The following is a 14,432-nucleotide window of genomic DNA, read 5'->3' as shown; positions in this document are numbered from 1 at the left end:
CTCAATTCAATTCCTCGATCAGTTCGGCCAGGCGCCGACGGTAGGCCTGGTGGTTGAAGCGTTCGGCCCAGCTGCGTAACTGTTCAGGCGGTTGTTCAATGGGTTGGTCGGCCAGGTGCAGCATCAATTGCACCAGGGCTGCACCGTCGGTGGGTGAAAAACGCGGCGCCAACGGCGGGGTGATTTCATCCAGCGAGGTACCGCTGGCCACCGCGACCGGGGTGCCGACGCTCAGGGCTTCGATTACCGGCAAGCCAAACCCTTCCGCGTAAGAAGGCTGCCACAGGCGCGAGGCCTTGCGGTAGAGGCCGTGCAACTCGGCGTCGGATACGCCGCTCAACGCGCGTATCCCGGGATAGCTGCGTTGGGCTTCGGGCAAATGATCAAGGCTGCCTACCAGCACCAGTTCCGGCACGCTCGGCGATTGGCGGCGCGCTTGCTGCCAGGCGTCCACCAGGAACGGCACATTCTTGCGCAGTTCCCGGGTGCCCACCAGCAGCCAGTAGTGCTCGGGCAGTTGCCGGGCCGTGAGGTCCGCCGGCACGCCGGCAAAGCCCACCACTTGATTGGGCAACACCCGAATCTTGCTCGCCGCCTTGGGAAACAGGCGCGCCGTTTCATCGGCACTGTACTGCGAAGGCGTCCACACCCGGTCTGCCGTGTGCACCGCATAAGTGATCGACAGGCGATCGCTGGCCTTGTAGATCATCGCCTTCAGGCGGTTGGCGTGGTAGTTATCCAGGGTGATCTGAAACAGATCATGCAGCAACACCACGGTGCGCAGGCCTTTGGGTTTGGGCGGCAGCGGCAGGCCCATATTGAAGGTGCTGATGTACAGATCGATGCGCTCATCGCGCAGGGCCTTGGGCAAGAACCCCGCCTCGAAACGCAGGCGCTGGTGGGGCTGGTGCATGGCGGTCTTGGCACAGCCCCATTCCGGGCAATGGGCATTCAGGCGCAGCTCGTCACCCAGCGGCGCGACGCTGAAGCGTTCAAGCTCGATACCGGGCATGGCGCGCAGGGCGTCTTCCAGGGCGTACACCTGGCGGCTGATGCCCGATTGCGGCGAGGTGCCGACGGTGCGGTAGTCGAGGCCTATGCGCATGCCGGCTCCTTTTGGCTCAGGGGCGACAGTTGCGCGTACACCTGCTCCAGCTGGCTGGCGGCGACGCTCCAGTCATGGGCACGGCGCACGTAGGCGCGACCGGCTTCACCCATCGGTGCTGCGACTTCAGGCTGTTGCAGCAGGCGCACCACGGCGTCAGCCAGGCTTTCAGCGGTTTGGCCGCCGAGGTAATCCAGGCCTTGCACCAGGTCCAGGCCGGACACGCCCTGGTCGGTACTGGCCAATGGCAGGCCGGCGGCCAGGGCTTCGAGCACCTTGAGCTTGGAGCCGCCGCCATGGCGCAACGGTGCCAAAAACACCGAGCAGCTCGATTGCAGTGTCAGCAGGTTGGGCACAAAACCTTGCCACTCGATGCGCCCGTCCTTCCAGCGTTCGCGCCAGCTCTCGGGCATGCCAAAACCGCAGACGCTCATGCGCGCATCGGGGCAGCGGGCCCACACTTTCGGCAGGATTTCATCCAGGGCCCACTCGATGGCATCGACGTTGGGCGCGTATTCATAGTTGCCGAGAAACAGCACGCGGCGGGTCGCAGGGTCCGGGCGGGCGGCGGCGAAGTGCGCGCAATCCACGCCATTGACCACCACCGGCACCGGCTTGCCGGCAATCTGCGCCAGGGTCCGGGCGTCGGCTTCAGTCACGGCGACTACTTGCGCGGCCTGGCGCATCACCCGGCGTTCCCAGCGGCCGTAGCGCCATTGATCGTAGCGAATAAAGGGCAGCGCCCAGCCCGGCAGGCGATCGTAGGTCGCCGCGCCAAGGGACGATTCGACGTTGTGTTCGGTCAGCACAAACGGCTGGGAGCGACGGGCCAGTGCATCTTCATAAGGCTGGAAGGTATAGGTGTGCTCGATCTGCACCACGTCCCAATGCTCGGCCAGCAAGCGTTCGAAGGTGTCCTGTATTGCACCCGACAGGCCATTCACACTGGCCAGCAACGGGTACGGTGCAAACAGCCCGGCCAGCAGGGTCTTCAGGCTGCGCAGCGGGCGGCGCGGCAGGATGATCACCTGCTCCAGGAAGGCTTCCAGCACCTGGCGATCGGTGAGCGATACCGCGTGCTTGTCATGCAACAGCAAGGTGATCCGGTGCCCGCGCGCAGCCAGGCTGCGCAGCAAATGAAACTGGCGCGTCTTGCCACCGCTGGTAGCGGGCCAAGGCGAGTAGGGCAGGATCCAGAGGATGCGCATGGGTGGCTTCAATCCCATAACAGAATTTGCAGGTTCGGCTTGACCGGTACATCCAGTCCATTGGTGCCACTCAAGGGTGTTTCGGTGCCGCGCAACGGGTCATACAAGGTGGCGGTGGTCATGCCCGGCAAATGCGCGCTGCCGCCACGGGCCGACCAGAAGAACCACACCTTGCGCCCGTCGGCACGGGTCCAGCCGATGCTGAACAGGCCGTCGGGCAACTGGTCGGCGGTGGGTGGGTCGCCGGGGGTCAATTTGGGCCCGCTCACCTTGAGGAAATTCTGCAAGGCGGTGTACGACGGCTTCGGGTTGGTGTCGATATCCAGCAAGCCGTAACTCTGGTCGCGCACGCTGGCGCGCTGGTCCAGGTCGCTCAGGGTGAACAGGAAGATCTTGTCGAAATCCAGCGCGCTCATCAGCGCAACGCGGCGCACGATGTAGTCGGCCTGGCCTTGGGGGGTGATGAAGTCCTGCACCTCTTTCGGGCCTTTATAGTTCGACCAGCCCCACTCGGTGCTCCACAGGGTCTTGACCCCGGCCGCCCGCAGTTTCTGGTTGAGGGCGCTGGTCTTTTCGACAAAGTCCAGGTTCGACGGCGTGTTGCCTTCGGGCAATTGGGTGTAGGGGTGATAGGACATCACGGTGTTCAGGCTCGGCACGCCCAGTTGCAGCAGCCCGTCGAGCATGTTCTGGCCATTGGGCATTTCACTGAAGAATGCCATGCCGGCGGCCACCACCGGCGTGTTCGGGTTCACCACCCGCAGCGCGGCGGCGGTGACTTGCAACAGGTTGGCGTAGCCGGCCGGGTCGGCCACGGGGCGCCAGAAACCCAGCAGGTTCGGCTCGTTCCACACCTGCCAGGCCTCCACGCTGGGATAACGCTGGGCCAGCAACGCCATACGGTTGGCGAAGATGCCCGGGTCTTTCGGTGGGAACTGGTCCTGATACGGCGAGGAGGCCGGCGCAGTGGTGGCGAACTTCGCCGAGCCCACCAGGTAGAACACCGACTTGATCTGGTTCTGCTGCAGCTTGTTCACCAGCTCGTCGAGGGTCGCGACGTTGTACTGATTCTCGGCGGTTTCCAGTTGGTCCCAGTGCAGGTCCAGGCGCACCCATTCCAGGCCCAGGGCCTTGAGCCGGTCGATCTGCTTCTGGTAACGCTCGGGGCTGAACCACAGGAACTGTGCGTTCACCCCCAGAAAATCCTTCCACACGATCTCTTTGTTGCCCTTGAGCACATGGCTCTCGGCATCGGCCGGGCGGCCCCAGAGAAAGGCGGTCAAGCCCAACGCTGCGACGACTACGAGGGTCGCCAGGTAAGTCCGTTTACGTGCCATGGTTGCCTCCTGCAATGGCGTGCTCAAACAGGGCCGCGAACTTCTGCGCGGTCAACGGCCACAGCCGTTCGCGACCAATCTCGGTGGCGCGTACGGCCCAGTCGCGGGCCTGTTGCGGATTGCGTGCGAGCAGCAGCAGTTGCTCACTCAACGCGGCCACGTTGCCTTGTGCATAGATAGCGCCGTTGCCGGTGGCCACTTCCTCGGCAAACGCCCGGGCATCAGAGGTGATCGCGCCACGTCCGCAAGCGGTGGCCCACGACAGCGCGCCGCTGGTGCCGCGCTGGCGGCCCAGCAGGCCGAGTTTTTTCGATTCACGATACGGCAGCACCATCACATGGTGCGCCTGGATCGTCTGCGCAATCTCGCTGGCCGGCAAATTCAGCCGCCAGTCGATGGAGCCGGCCAGGCCGAGTTCGGCGATCTGGCTGTTCAACTGCTCCAGGTAATTGCCGCCTGCGCCAAACGCCATTTCGGCGGCAGTGCCACCGGCCAGGGTCAGGCGCACACGGTCACGCAATTCGGGGGCTTTTTCGAAGACGGCGGCCAGTGCCTGCAACAGGTCTTCGATGCCTTTGCCACGGTAGATAAAACCAAAATACAGCAGGTGCAGCGTGTCCAGTGGCGGCAAGGCCACGGGCGGGATGTCCAGGTTGGCGTGGTTGATCACCGCCACCTTGCCGGCGGGCAATTGCATGCGCGCCGTCAGGCAGTCGGCGCCCAGGCGGGTGAGGGTCACCAGACGGGTCAGGCCCTGGGCGACGTGACGTTCTTCGCGCAGGGTCAAGGGATCGGCCAGCACCACCGCCGCCTGAGGCAATGGGCTGGGCAAGGATTCCAGCAGGTTCAGCGGAAAGGGCAATTGCTCGCGCCGCCAGACCATGCGTTCCGGGTCATGCACCGTGGCCGTCAACGGCAGGGCAGGGTAGGCCTTGCGCAATTCGCGCAGGGCCAGAAACTCCCCCAGCCGCCCACCGCCCAGCTCGGCGTGAACCAGGTCAACCCCCTGCCAGTCGAAACCGGCAATGGCCTGCTGGATCGCCGCCGTGCTGCCGACCACGCCCGTCAAGGGCGTGATCACATCGACGCCCAGTTGCTCCAGTGCCGTCTTGAAATGGTTCGCGTAATCGGCGATCCCGTTCTTTTCCGGCGGCAGGGGAGCGAGCAGGGCGATGCGCATCAGAACGAACCCCGGTATTTGGCGATGGTTTTCAGCACCTTGACCGGCACCTCGAACTTGCGGCGGTTGATGATGATGCCATCGACCTTGCCGAACGCCGTGGTGAGGATCGACAGCGCGTGTTCCACCACCGGCACCGTGCTTTTTTGCGCTTCCACCACCAGTGCAATCAGGTCGGCGCGGCGCAGGTTGATGAACGCATCGCGGTTATCCAGCAACGCCGAGGCATCCAGCAACACCACCTGGCCCGGAATCGCCGGCTCAATCCCGCCGACCCGCACCCGCACACCATTCTCTTCCAGCAACTGGCGCAACTGCTCGACGATAAAGCTCACGCCTTCACCGTGTCGCGCCGAGGTCAGGCCCAGGGTCAGGCCCTGTTCGGCAATCCGCTCCAGCGGCAGCAAGCCATACAGGCGATAGATGCTCGCGTTGAAGGCGTTGGTGCTTTGCGCGGTGCTGGTGTCCAGCTCCGGCAGCGTGGTCCACAGCGGCAGGCCGAATTTGCCTTCCACCAGGCCGCCGTCGTGGATCCGTTGATCCAGCAGGTAGCACAGGTAGATCACCAGCAGCCCCACCACGATCGAGAACGGGATCGCCAGCAACAGCATCAACAGGGTTTTCGGGAAGACGCGCCCAGGGTTGAGGGTGGCTTCTTCGATCACCGCGATGTTACTGATCTGGCTCTTGTCCAGTTCACGGTCGATGCGCGATTTTTCCAGGCTGTCCACATACAGCGCGTAGTTTTTCTCGGTGCCGTTCAGCTCACGGGCCAGGCGCGCCAGTTCCGGCTCGATGGCCAGGGCGTCCTTGCGTTGGGCTTCCAGTTCCGTCAGTTGTTTTTGCTGTTGCACCAACTGTGTACGCAGTGACTGATTGCGGCTGGTTTCATCCAGCAGCACCCGTTGCAAGTGGATTTCTAGGGTGTTCGGCGCGCGGTTCTCGGAGCTTTGCACCGTGTCGCTTTCACCGGCAACCTGGGCCTGCATGGCGCGGATCGAAGCGTCCAGGGCTTTGACCGGCGGCGCGTTATCCGTGTAGGTACGCATCATGTCGGCTTTTTCCAGGAGCTTCTGGTTCAGCAGGCGACGCAAGTCTTGTTGCTGCGGGTTCAACGCGATCTGGCGAACCGTGGTCACCTCTTTGGGCTGGCCCTTGAGTTGGTCACGGGTGCTCTGCAACGCCACGTCGGAAGAAGCGATCAGGCGAGTGGAGTTGAACACTTCGCCACGCAGCACGTTGATCCGCTCGGACAAGTCTTCCAGGCGATCGGTGATGCTCGACGCGCCGATCTCGTTCAAGTGCGTGAGGATCTGGTCCTTGTAGCTCTTGATCTGGGCAGCGCTGGAAGACACCTGGCCTTCATAGAACGCGTACAGGCTCTTGCGGCCCAACGCCTGGGTGCGTTCGTCGATGTAGGTTTCGACCCAATCCTTGACCACCGCCTGGGCGATTTGCGGGTCATCCCAACGGAAGCTGATGTCCATCACCGTAGAGCCGACGGCGTGGGTTACTTCGAAGTTTTTCTCCAGGCTTTTCGCCAGGCGTTCCACCGGGGTGGTTTCTTCGACGATACCGACGGTTTCCAGCACCACTCGCACCCCGTCAAACACCGCACTGATGCCTTTTTTGACGTACCACTTGGTGCGCTTCCACACGCCTTCCGGCGGTTGCATCTTGTCCATCACGTCCAGGTAATGCTCGGCCACGGCGCGCACGATGGGGCGCCCGGTCAGCAGGCGTTCTTCGTCGACAATCGGGTCGCGCTGGGTGCTCGGCATGACGATCGGCTGACGGTTGTCGACCTCGATCGGCATCGTCGAGTCACGCCCCGGTTTTACCAGCAGCCGCGCGGTGGATTCATACTTGGCCGGCAGCAAAAACGCCCCCAGCAAAATAATCACCAGCGCGGCAAGCGCCGCCAGTTTGAACTCGTGCTTGAAGATGAAGAACAGACGCAGAAGATCACGAAAAGAACGGATCTCGATCATGGGATGTCGCTCCTTTAGTGGTTCGTGGTGTAGCTGTAGCCCACACCAATGGATTTGGTGAAGGGAATCAGCTGGTTCAGGTAAGTGTCCACGCCCTGGATCCGTTCGCCGACGTTGGACTTGGGTACAAACACCACGTCACCGCGTTGCAGCGCCACGGGCTTGCGGCCCAGTGCGCCGTTCTTCAGGTACTGGCTGAAATCGAGAAAGTAGGCGTGGTAGATGCCTTGGCCATCTTCACGCAACAGGGCCACCATGCTCGCGTTGCCCACCGAGCTCACGCCGCCGGCACCGAGAATCGCCTGCTCCATGGTCGGGGCGGTGGCGATGGAGATCGCCGACGGGTTTAACACCGCGCCGCCGACAATCACCGTGTTACCCGGTGCCTGGTTGATGTTCACCGTCACCCGCGGCTCGCGATACACCGGTGCGAGCTTCTGGCTCAGCTCGGCGGCCACTTCCGCCGGCGTTCGCCGCGCCACCTGGATCGGCCCCAGGAAGGGGTAGTTGATCTTGCCGTCGTTCTGCACGGTGTACAGCGTCAGCTCGTAAATCGTGCTGACGTTGAACGCCGACAGGGTCGGCATTTCCCCGGCATCGCGCACGATGCGCAGCTGGTCGCCGATGCGGATACGTTCCACCGCCGGCGGCAACTGGGCCATGCGGTCGAGGGCCTGCTTGCCCTCATCCACCGTTTTCCCGTCGGGCGCGACGATCCGCGCCGGGGTATTGCAGGCGGCCAATGCCATCATGGCCAGGACGAGCAAGGTTCGTTTCATCAAAGGGGTCTTCCTGTAGGTCATGATGCTCACCTCCAATAACCGGGGAACATGCTGATGCGCCGCTTAAGGGCGAGGGGGAGCTGGCGCTCCAGATGGCCCAGCCGGTAGCCGAGCAATTTGAACGCGCTGCGCACCAGTACTTCGGGTACGCGGTGCAATGCACCGGCTTCGCGTAATGCTCGAAGCTCGGCCAGTACATAGCGTTTACCTTCACCGCCGGCATCGCCAAAAGCCTGGCGAATCCACGGCTCGCGGCCGTAGAAAACGCCAATGTCGAAGTAGCGGTGAAACTCATCCATGAGACGGTAATCGTGGGAGTGATAGACCAGGGCGGTGGCGGCATAGCGCACCTTGTAGCCTTCCAGCAGCATGCGGGCGGCGACGTAGGCGTCCTCGCTGCCGATCACATCCGCGGGGAAGCCACCGACGGCTTGCAGGGCGCTGCGCCGGTACACCGAAAACGAATCCGAGCTGAAGCAGGTCTTGATCCCGAGCTCCGGCGCATCCGCCAGGCTTTTGCTTCTGCTTTGTGGCGGGTAATTGAAGTGGCGCGACTGGGCGCCCAGCACACCGGCATCCGGGTGCGGCAACTGGCGGCCATACGCGACGCCATTGAGCGGGTCCAGCTGCAGCTCGCCCACCAGGTTGGCGAAGGTCTCGGGCTCGGCGGGAATCGCGTCCTGGGTCATCACGATCAGCACGTCGCCGTCGACTTGTTCGCTGGCCCAGCGGCGGGTGCCGCCGTGGTTGAAATCCTTGGCATCGATCACTTCGACCCGTACGCCGAACTCGCGAAAACGTGCCACGGTGTCATCGCTGGAGGCACTGTCGACCACCAGGGTTTCGTCCGGTTGCAGGGTTTGCATGCGCAGCGCCGGCAGCAGCCGGTCGAGGTGGCTGGACGCGTTGCGGGTCGGGATGATCAGGGCGGTACGCATCACTTCTTCACTTCGGCCGGAGCCCGGCCGTAGATGTCGTCAAAACGCACGATGTCGTCTTCGCCCAGGTACTCGCCGCTCTGCACCTCGATCATCACCAGGTCGATGATGCCGGGGTTGGTCAGGCGGTGTTTGTGCCCGGCGGGAATGTAGGTGGACTCGTTGGCGTTGATCAGGAACTCCCGGTCGCCGTTGGTAATCATCGCCGCGCCGCTGACCACTACCCAGTGTTCGCTGCGGTGATGGTGCATCTGCAACGACAGCGAGGCCTGTGGCTTGACCACGATGCGCTTGATCTTGAAGCGGCTGCTTTCTTCCAGCACGGTGTAGGTGCCCCACGGCCGGGTCACGGTGCGGTGCAGGCTGAACGCCGGATGGTCCTGGCGCTTGAGCTCGGCGACGATGTAGCGCACGTCCTGGCTGCGGCGGGCGTCGGCAATCAGGATCGCGTCCGGAGTGTCGACGATGATCAGGTCGCTCACGCCCACCGCACCCAGTACGCGCTTGGGTGAGTCGATGTAGCAGTTGTGCACGTCATGCAGGATCGCTTCGCCATTGACCTGGTTGCCGTTGGCGTCGCTCGGCGTGAGTTGGCGCACCGCGTCCCAGGAACCGATATCGCTCCAGCCGATGTCGCAGGGCACCACGGCCACTTGCGCGGATTTTTCCATCAGCGCTACGTCGATCGAGATATCAGGCGCCGCACCGAAGCCTTCGGCGTTCAGCTCGCGCTGGCGGCAGTTGTTGTTATTCAGGCTGTGGCTGTGGTCGAGGGCGGCTTTGGCGGCGTCCAGTACGGCGGGCGCGTGCAGGGCCAGCTCCTCCAGCAGGGTGGCGGCCTTGAAGCAGAACATCCCGGCATTCCACAGGTGCTTGCCGCCGTCCAGATAACCCTGGGCGGTGGCCAGGTCGGGCTTCTCGACGAAGCGCTTGACCCGGAAGCCTTGGCCCAGTGCTTCACCTTGCTCGATATAGCCGAAGCCGGTTTCCGGGTGGTCGGGCTGGATGCCGAAGGTCACCAGGTAACCGGCTTCCGCCAGGTCACGGGCCTGAGTGACAGCCTCGGCGAAGGCGCTTTCATCAAGAATCAGGTGGTCGGCGGGCAGTATCAGCAACTGCGCCTCGCCGCCGAAATTTTCCTGCACATGCAGGGCGGCCACAGCGATCGCGGCGGCAGTATTGCGCCCGAACGGCTCCAGCAGCAGGTCGAGGGCCAGGTGGGTCTTGTTGACCACCCTGTAGTCATCGAGGGTGCGAAACAACAGGTCGCGGTTGGTCACCGTCAGCACGCTTTCCACGCCCGGCAAGTGGCTGGCCCGCAGGAACGTTTTCTGCAACAGGCTCTGGTCATCACGCATGCGCATGAAGGGCTTGGGCATGTTCTGCCGCGACACCGGCCACAGGCGGGTGCCCGAACCACCGGAAATGATGCAGGGAATTAATCCGTTGAGGGTGTTCATCAATAGACTTCCTTGGTCGAAAGGACGGCCGGGACCGTCATGAAAACGATGTACAAGTCGAGCCACACCGACCACTTCGAGATGTACTCCAAGTCGTACTCAACGCGTTTCTGAATCTTGAACAGGGTGTCGGTCTCACCACGATAGCCGTTGATTTGCGCCCAGCCAGTGATGCCCGGCTTCACCCGGTGCCGCGAGCTGTACTCGCTGACGGCCACTTCGTAGGGCACCCCGGCGGCCTTGGTCGCGGTGGCGTGGGGGCGCGGGCCGACCATGGACATGTTGCCCAGCAGCACGTTGAACAGCTGCGGCAGCTCATCGATGCTGGTCTTGCGAATGATCCGGCCCACGCGGGTGATGCGCGGGTCGCCGCGGGTGGTCTGGCGGTCGGCGTTGAAGTCGCTCATCTCGGCGTACATCGAGCGGAACTTGAACACCCGGATCACATTGTCGTTGTAGCCAAACCGGTTCTGGCGAAACAGCACCGGGCCCTTGGAGTCGAGCTTGATGGCAATGGCGGTGATCAGCATGATCGGCGACAACGCCACCAGGCCCAGGGCCGCCAGAATCAAGTCTTCGCAGCGCTTGATAAACGGCGACCAGCCCCGCAGCGGCACATGGGAGGTATTGAACATCAGGATGCCGCCCACATCGGTGATGCGGCTGTGGCCATAACGCAGGGCGGCCATGTCGGGCACCAGCATCACGTTGACCGACATCTGCCGCAGGCGCTTCACCAGCCCGTTGATCCGCTGTTCGGCGGCCCAGGGCAGGGTGATCATCACCTGGTTGACCTGCTCGGAGCGGATCAGTTTTTCCAGGTCGCGGGTGTTGCCCAGCAGCGGCAGGTTGCTCAATTCCTTGGGGATGCGTTCGGTGCGGTCATCGATAAAACCGATCAGGCCGGAGCGAATATCACCGTTGCGCTGCAAGTGGTCGGCCACGTGCACCGCGGTGTCGGTGAAGCCGAGAATCACCGTGCGTTGCAGGTATTTGCCGCTGGCCATCAGGTTGCGGAACAGGCGCAGCATCACCATCCGCTCCAGCCCGAACAACCCCAGGCTGGTGACAAACCAGAACGCCAGGTTGCGTGGGCTCAACTGCGGAAACATCAGCAGAATCTGGTACATGAACAGCAGGATGCAAAAGGCCGAAGACCAGGCCACCAGCATGGTGCGAAACCGCAGACGGTTGCTGAACAGCTCCTCGGAGTAAACCCCCATGGCCTGGAACAGAATAATCGTCAGGATCGCGAAAAACAGCAGCAGGCCGAGAAAGTGGGCGCGCAGCTCAGGAGCCATCGGGTCTGGATAAAACAGCAGGATCAGTGCTGGTAAAACGGCGGTGAAGCCATGCATCAATTTTACGAAAACCACAAAAAACTCAATGAAACCGGCCCGGGTCAAAAACAGGCTGTCGACTGACGACTTCTCGCGCATAAAAACATCCCTCATTGCACACCAGGGCTTCCTTGTTCGGCTGCTCATCCATAAAGGCAGGGCTTGCTTTATAAGTGGCGCCAGACGAACGGCTCGCTTCGCTGGGTAAAACGCAATTACCTATCTATCTGCAGGGAATTTGCGGGGTAATGGCTAAATGATGGTTCCATTTATTCGATTCGTCAAGGTTTTGACTTTCTTATAAGAGTATTGTCCTAGACGCTCCAGGTATTATTAGTCGTGACAGATTGTTGACTGTCCTGGTCGGGTTCCCGGGTTTTATGAGAACAAAATGCTGGCGTTTTGGAGTGTAGGAACAAATTTGAGAATTTTCCTGCCGAGGAGGAAAACCTTTTTTTGACGGAGGTGGGATGCGGGGGTTTTTGGGGACAAGCGACGAGTGGTGAAGAGATGAATCCTTCACCACGTCGGCGCGGTACTAGGCTTTGGGGTTGCCTTTAATGCTTAGGTGGGCTGGGAGGTTGGGAAGTGGTTAACCGAACCAGCTCAGGCGGTTGTCGGACTGAGTTTTGCGTCATGGCGGTCCCATGGAGAGGCTTCACCAACGTCAACTCACCATCGCGATACAGCACCTCACACCCTAACCACGCCACATCTACTTGAGGCAGTATCGCTGAAGGTTTGCGCAACTCGCGCAACAACGTCGAGCCGTGGGACAAGCGCCCGCCCATCCGCGCAATCACCGCCCGCGCCGCTTGGTAGTGTGCATGTTGCCCCGGATCGAGGGTGTCTTCGAGTAAAATGTCGTCGCCCAGAACCCCTTGCACCTGCCCCGGATAAATCATGAAACCGGTGGCTTGTTCGGTGCCTTCGCGACCGTCCTGCCAGAAGCTGCCGTCGCGGCTGCGAATGTCTGGATGAGGCGCAAACCAATGCGCTCGATCCGCCATCGGCATGGCGTGGTGCAGGCGAAAAAAGATCCGCATCAGGTTGTCGCGATACCATTCGCGCACTTGCAGGTAGTAACCACGCAGGCCCGGCAAGCCGGTCGAATGGGCTAAGCGGATAAACCCCGGCCATTGGGGGAAGGCCTGTAATGGCAGATCCGTTGGGGCCGGGCGCGGCTTGGCCGGATCGGTTTCCCAGGGCAGTCGATGCGGGCTGTTTTCAAGGTCGTCATAAGCCGTCGGCGGCCGGCCCAGCAGGTCGCCGCCGCTGCTGGCCAGTGAGGTGGCGATGCACAAGTTGCCTTGCACCACGAACACATAAAACCGGGTGAACCAGTCGGCCAGTTGTTGGCCGTCAGCGCCTTGGGCGATCAGCTCGGACAGTTCTTCGTCGAAACGGCGTAAGCGCTTTTCTAACGTCAGCAAATGCCCGCGCGCGATACGCTGCATACGCAGGAACAACGGCAACGAGCGCAGCATTCGCAGCGGTCGCCAAGGCAGATGCGGGGTCGCGCCGCCGACTTCACCGGCGTAGCGGCTGGCAGAGATCCCCCAGTCGGCCAATCGGGCGAGAAACAGATCATTGTTGATGTACGACGCGCCGTCAAACACAGCGGTGAACGGCTCGTTATCCTGCAACACCCGCGAATCCCAACGCGCCATGATCGCCGGAATACTCGCCGCCGCACGTCGCTGGGCGTACTCCACGAAAACGCTCGGTTGTGGTGGCAGGATTTCGGCGATGTTGGCGGCCGTCAGGTGACGACGCCAACCGTAGTCGCTGATCGGCCGGTATTGCAACAGCCACAGCTTCGTACCGTCCCAGGCCCATTCAACGTCGCCAGGCACGTAGTGAAAGACCCGCAAAACGTCTTGTAGAAAGCGCCACAACAGGTCAGCGGTCAAGCCGAGTGAAGGCTTGAAGGTGTCGCTGCTCCAGGAGGCGCCGAGGCGGGAAATGATTGCGCGCTCGGGACTCACCTGACCATCGGCCAGTGACTCAAGATGCCCTTCCACCCATTCCAGTTCCACCGACAGGTGACGCACGAAAGCGATGCCGGACAGCTGCGGTGTGATGAAACGCTGCACCACCACTTCTTCAACACCCGCGGCGCTCAATTCGGTAATACGAGCCGGCACGTTCGAAGTCGATTCGCGCAGGAACGTAGTGCTCAAACCCGCATTCGCCGCATCGGCCTGATCCTCGCCGTAACTGGAGGAACGCACCGCCCACGTGGCGCCCGGTTGGCTGGCGAGGAACGCCGGCAAGCGTGAATCATCGCAGTCATTGAGTGACAGCGCTGGCGGCACCGCTTGCCCGGCCAACTCGGCCAGACGCAACCGACCACCCTTGGTGTGAGCGACGAATCCGCACTCACCCGACTCCAGCCACTCAGCGAACTCGGCCGGCGAGTCGATCCATGGGTAATGCCCCCAACCGGTTTTCAGGCTGATAGTCAGATCAGCGCGAGCCAGAATCGCCGACCAAGCGGCAGCCTGCTCGATGCCCAGCACATTGTCCTGATCGCCCCAGACCAACTCGACCGGATCGGTGATCCACTCCAGCAATGGCAACGCGGTGTCCGCCCGCACCAGGTCCCAGTGCGGCACAAATGCGCGGCAGCGTGCATAGCCGGCGCCCATGCGCTGGTACTGCGCGGGCGTCCAGGTCCGGTTGGAAAACTTGCGCGCAAACAGCGCGGGCTTGTTCGACAGTAGCCAGTGAATGGTTTTGCGAATGGGCAGCGGCGACATCAATGCCGGCAGCCGTCGTTGCCACAAAAACGCCCCCACCGGCGCCAACAAAACACTGCGGCAAAAGTGCCCCGGCTGACGTTGTAGCGCATGCAACACCAGCAACGCATTCACCCCGACCGCCATGATCGCGCTGCCTTTGACAGTCGCCGTCACCAGGGCCTGAGCGTAGGCGGCAAGGTCTTCGCACGGGGCTTGAGGATTATTGCCGAAGCCTGGTAGTTCCAGTGGTACCACCTGATAGCGCTGAAAGTGCGGCAACGCGTCATCCCACCAATCGGCGGCACCACCGTTGCCGGCCAGCAGGTACATCAGGGGCTTGCTCATGG

General features: G+C 62.2%; 9 protein-coding genes and 1 pseudogene. All 10 read right to left on the bottom strand.

The genetic code is table 11. The annotated features are described in order from the left end of the window. Nucleotide 1: 1 nt before the first annotated feature. Nucleotides 2–1,105 carry a glycosyltransferase family 1 protein gene (locus M2400_RS26800; RefSeq protein WP_177048759.1) on the bottom strand — a complete coding sequence of 368 codons (1,104 nt, stop codon included), beginning with the start codon at nucleotides 1,103–1,105 and terminating at the stop codon, nucleotides 2–4. Next, nucleotides 1,096–2,313, bottom strand: coding sequence for a glycosyltransferase family 4 protein (locus M2400_RS26795; protein ID WP_177048758.1), 1,218 nt, complete (start codon nucleotides 2,311–2,313; stop codon nucleotides 1,096–1,098). Before M2400_RS26795 ends, M2400_RS26800 begins: the two co-directional genes overlap by 10 nt. Nucleotides 2,314–2,321: 8 nt before the next feature. Next, nucleotides 2,322–3,650 carry a GH39 family glycosyl hydrolase gene (locus tag M2400_RS26790; protein WP_177048757.1) on the bottom strand — a complete coding sequence of 443 codons (1,329 nt, stop codon included), beginning with the start codon at nucleotides 3,648–3,650 and terminating at the stop codon, nucleotides 2,322–2,324. Further along, nucleotides 3,640–4,830 carry a glycosyltransferase gene (locus M2400_RS26785; protein ID WP_177134851.1) on the bottom strand — a complete coding sequence of 397 codons (1,191 nt, stop codon included), beginning with the start codon at nucleotides 4,828–4,830 and terminating at the stop codon, nucleotides 3,640–3,642. Before M2400_RS26785 ends, M2400_RS26790 begins: the two co-directional genes overlap by 11 nt. Next, complete coding sequence (locus M2400_RS26780; RefSeq protein WP_177048755.1) at nucleotides 4,830–6,821, bottom strand: exopolysaccharide transport family protein; 1,992 nt, start codon at nucleotides 6,819–6,821, stop codon at nucleotides 4,830–4,832. The genes M2400_RS26785 and M2400_RS26780 overlap by 1 nt, the downstream gene beginning before the upstream one ends. A gap of 14 nt (nucleotides 6,822–6,835) precedes the next feature. After that, the gene (locus tag M2400_RS26775) at nucleotides 6,836–7,600 is read right to left on the bottom strand and encodes a polysaccharide biosynthesis/export family protein (protein WP_177078168.1); all 765 of its coding nucleotides are present in this window, start codon (nucleotides 7,598–7,600) and stop codon (nucleotides 6,836–6,838) included. A gap of 29 nt (nucleotides 7,601–7,629) precedes the next feature. Beyond that, nucleotides 7,630–8,541, bottom strand: coding sequence for a glycosyltransferase family 2 protein (locus tag M2400_RS26770; protein WP_177048751.1), 912 nt, complete (start codon nucleotides 8,539–8,541; stop codon nucleotides 7,630–7,632). Then, nucleotides 8,541–10,001 carry a mannose-1-phosphate guanylyltransferase/mannose-6-phosphate isomerase gene (locus M2400_RS26765; protein ID WP_177116227.1) on the bottom strand — a complete coding sequence of 487 codons (1,461 nt, stop codon included), beginning with the start codon at nucleotides 9,999–10,001 and terminating at the stop codon, nucleotides 8,541–8,543. Before M2400_RS26765 ends, M2400_RS26770 begins: the two co-directional genes overlap by 1 nt. Further along, complete coding sequence (locus M2400_RS26760) at nucleotides 10,001–11,440, bottom strand: undecaprenyl-phosphate glucose phosphotransferase (RefSeq protein ID WP_177048747.1); 1,440 nt, start codon at nucleotides 11,438–11,440, stop codon at nucleotides 10,001–10,003. Before M2400_RS26760 ends, M2400_RS26765 begins: the two co-directional genes overlap by 1 nt. Before the next feature lie 557 nt (nucleotides 11,441–11,997). Then, nucleotides 11,998–14,430: pseudogene (locus M2400_RS26755) on the bottom strand (alpha/beta hydrolase); the annotation flags it as partial. Nucleotides 14,431–14,432 lie beyond the last annotated feature (2 nt).

Source organism: Pseudomonas sp. BIGb0558, assembly GCF_024807515.1.
Lineage (GTDB): Bacteria > Pseudomonadota > Gammaproteobacteria > Pseudomonadales > Pseudomonadaceae > Aquipseudomonas > Aquipseudomonas yamanorum_A.
Note: the sequence above shows the minus strand (reverse complement) of the source record. Positions and strands in the feature narration are given on the sequence as shown.

Excerpts from the sequence above, each read along its gene's own strand:
- M2400_RS26790 (WP_177048757.1), bottom strand. The coding sequence starts at position 3,650 with ATGGCACGTAAACGGACTTACCTGGCGACCCTCGTAGTCGTCGCAGCG.
- M2400_RS26800 (WP_177048759.1), bottom strand. The coding sequence starts at position 1,105 with ATGCGCATAGGCCTCGACTACCGCACCGTCGGCACCTCGCCGCAATCG.
- M2400_RS26765 (WP_177116227.1), bottom strand. The coding sequence starts at position 10,001 with ATGAACACCCTCAACGGATTAATTCCCTGCATCATTTCCGGTGGTTCG.
- M2400_RS26795 (WP_177048758.1), bottom strand. The coding sequence starts at position 2,313 with ATGCGCATCCTCTGGATCCTGCCCTACTCGCCTTGGCCCGCTACCAGC.
- M2400_RS26760 (WP_177048747.1), bottom strand. The coding sequence starts at position 11,440 with ATGCGCGAGAAGTCGTCAGTCGACAGCCTGTTTTTGACCCGGGCCGGT.
- M2400_RS26775 (WP_177078168.1), bottom strand. The coding sequence starts at position 7,600 with ATGAAACGAACCTTGCTCGTCCTGGCCATGATGGCATTGGCCGCCTGC.
- M2400_RS26780 (WP_177048755.1), bottom strand. The coding sequence starts at position 6,821 with ATGATCGAGATCCGTTCTTTTCGTGATCTTCTGCGTCTGTTCTTCATC.
- M2400_RS26770 (WP_177048751.1), bottom strand. The coding sequence starts at position 8,541 with ATGCGTACCGCCCTGATCATCCCGACCCGCAACGCGTCCAGCCACCTC.
- M2400_RS26785 (WP_177134851.1), bottom strand. The coding sequence starts at position 4,830 with ATGCGCATCGCCCTGCTCGCTCCCCTGCCGCCGGAAAAGAACGGGATC.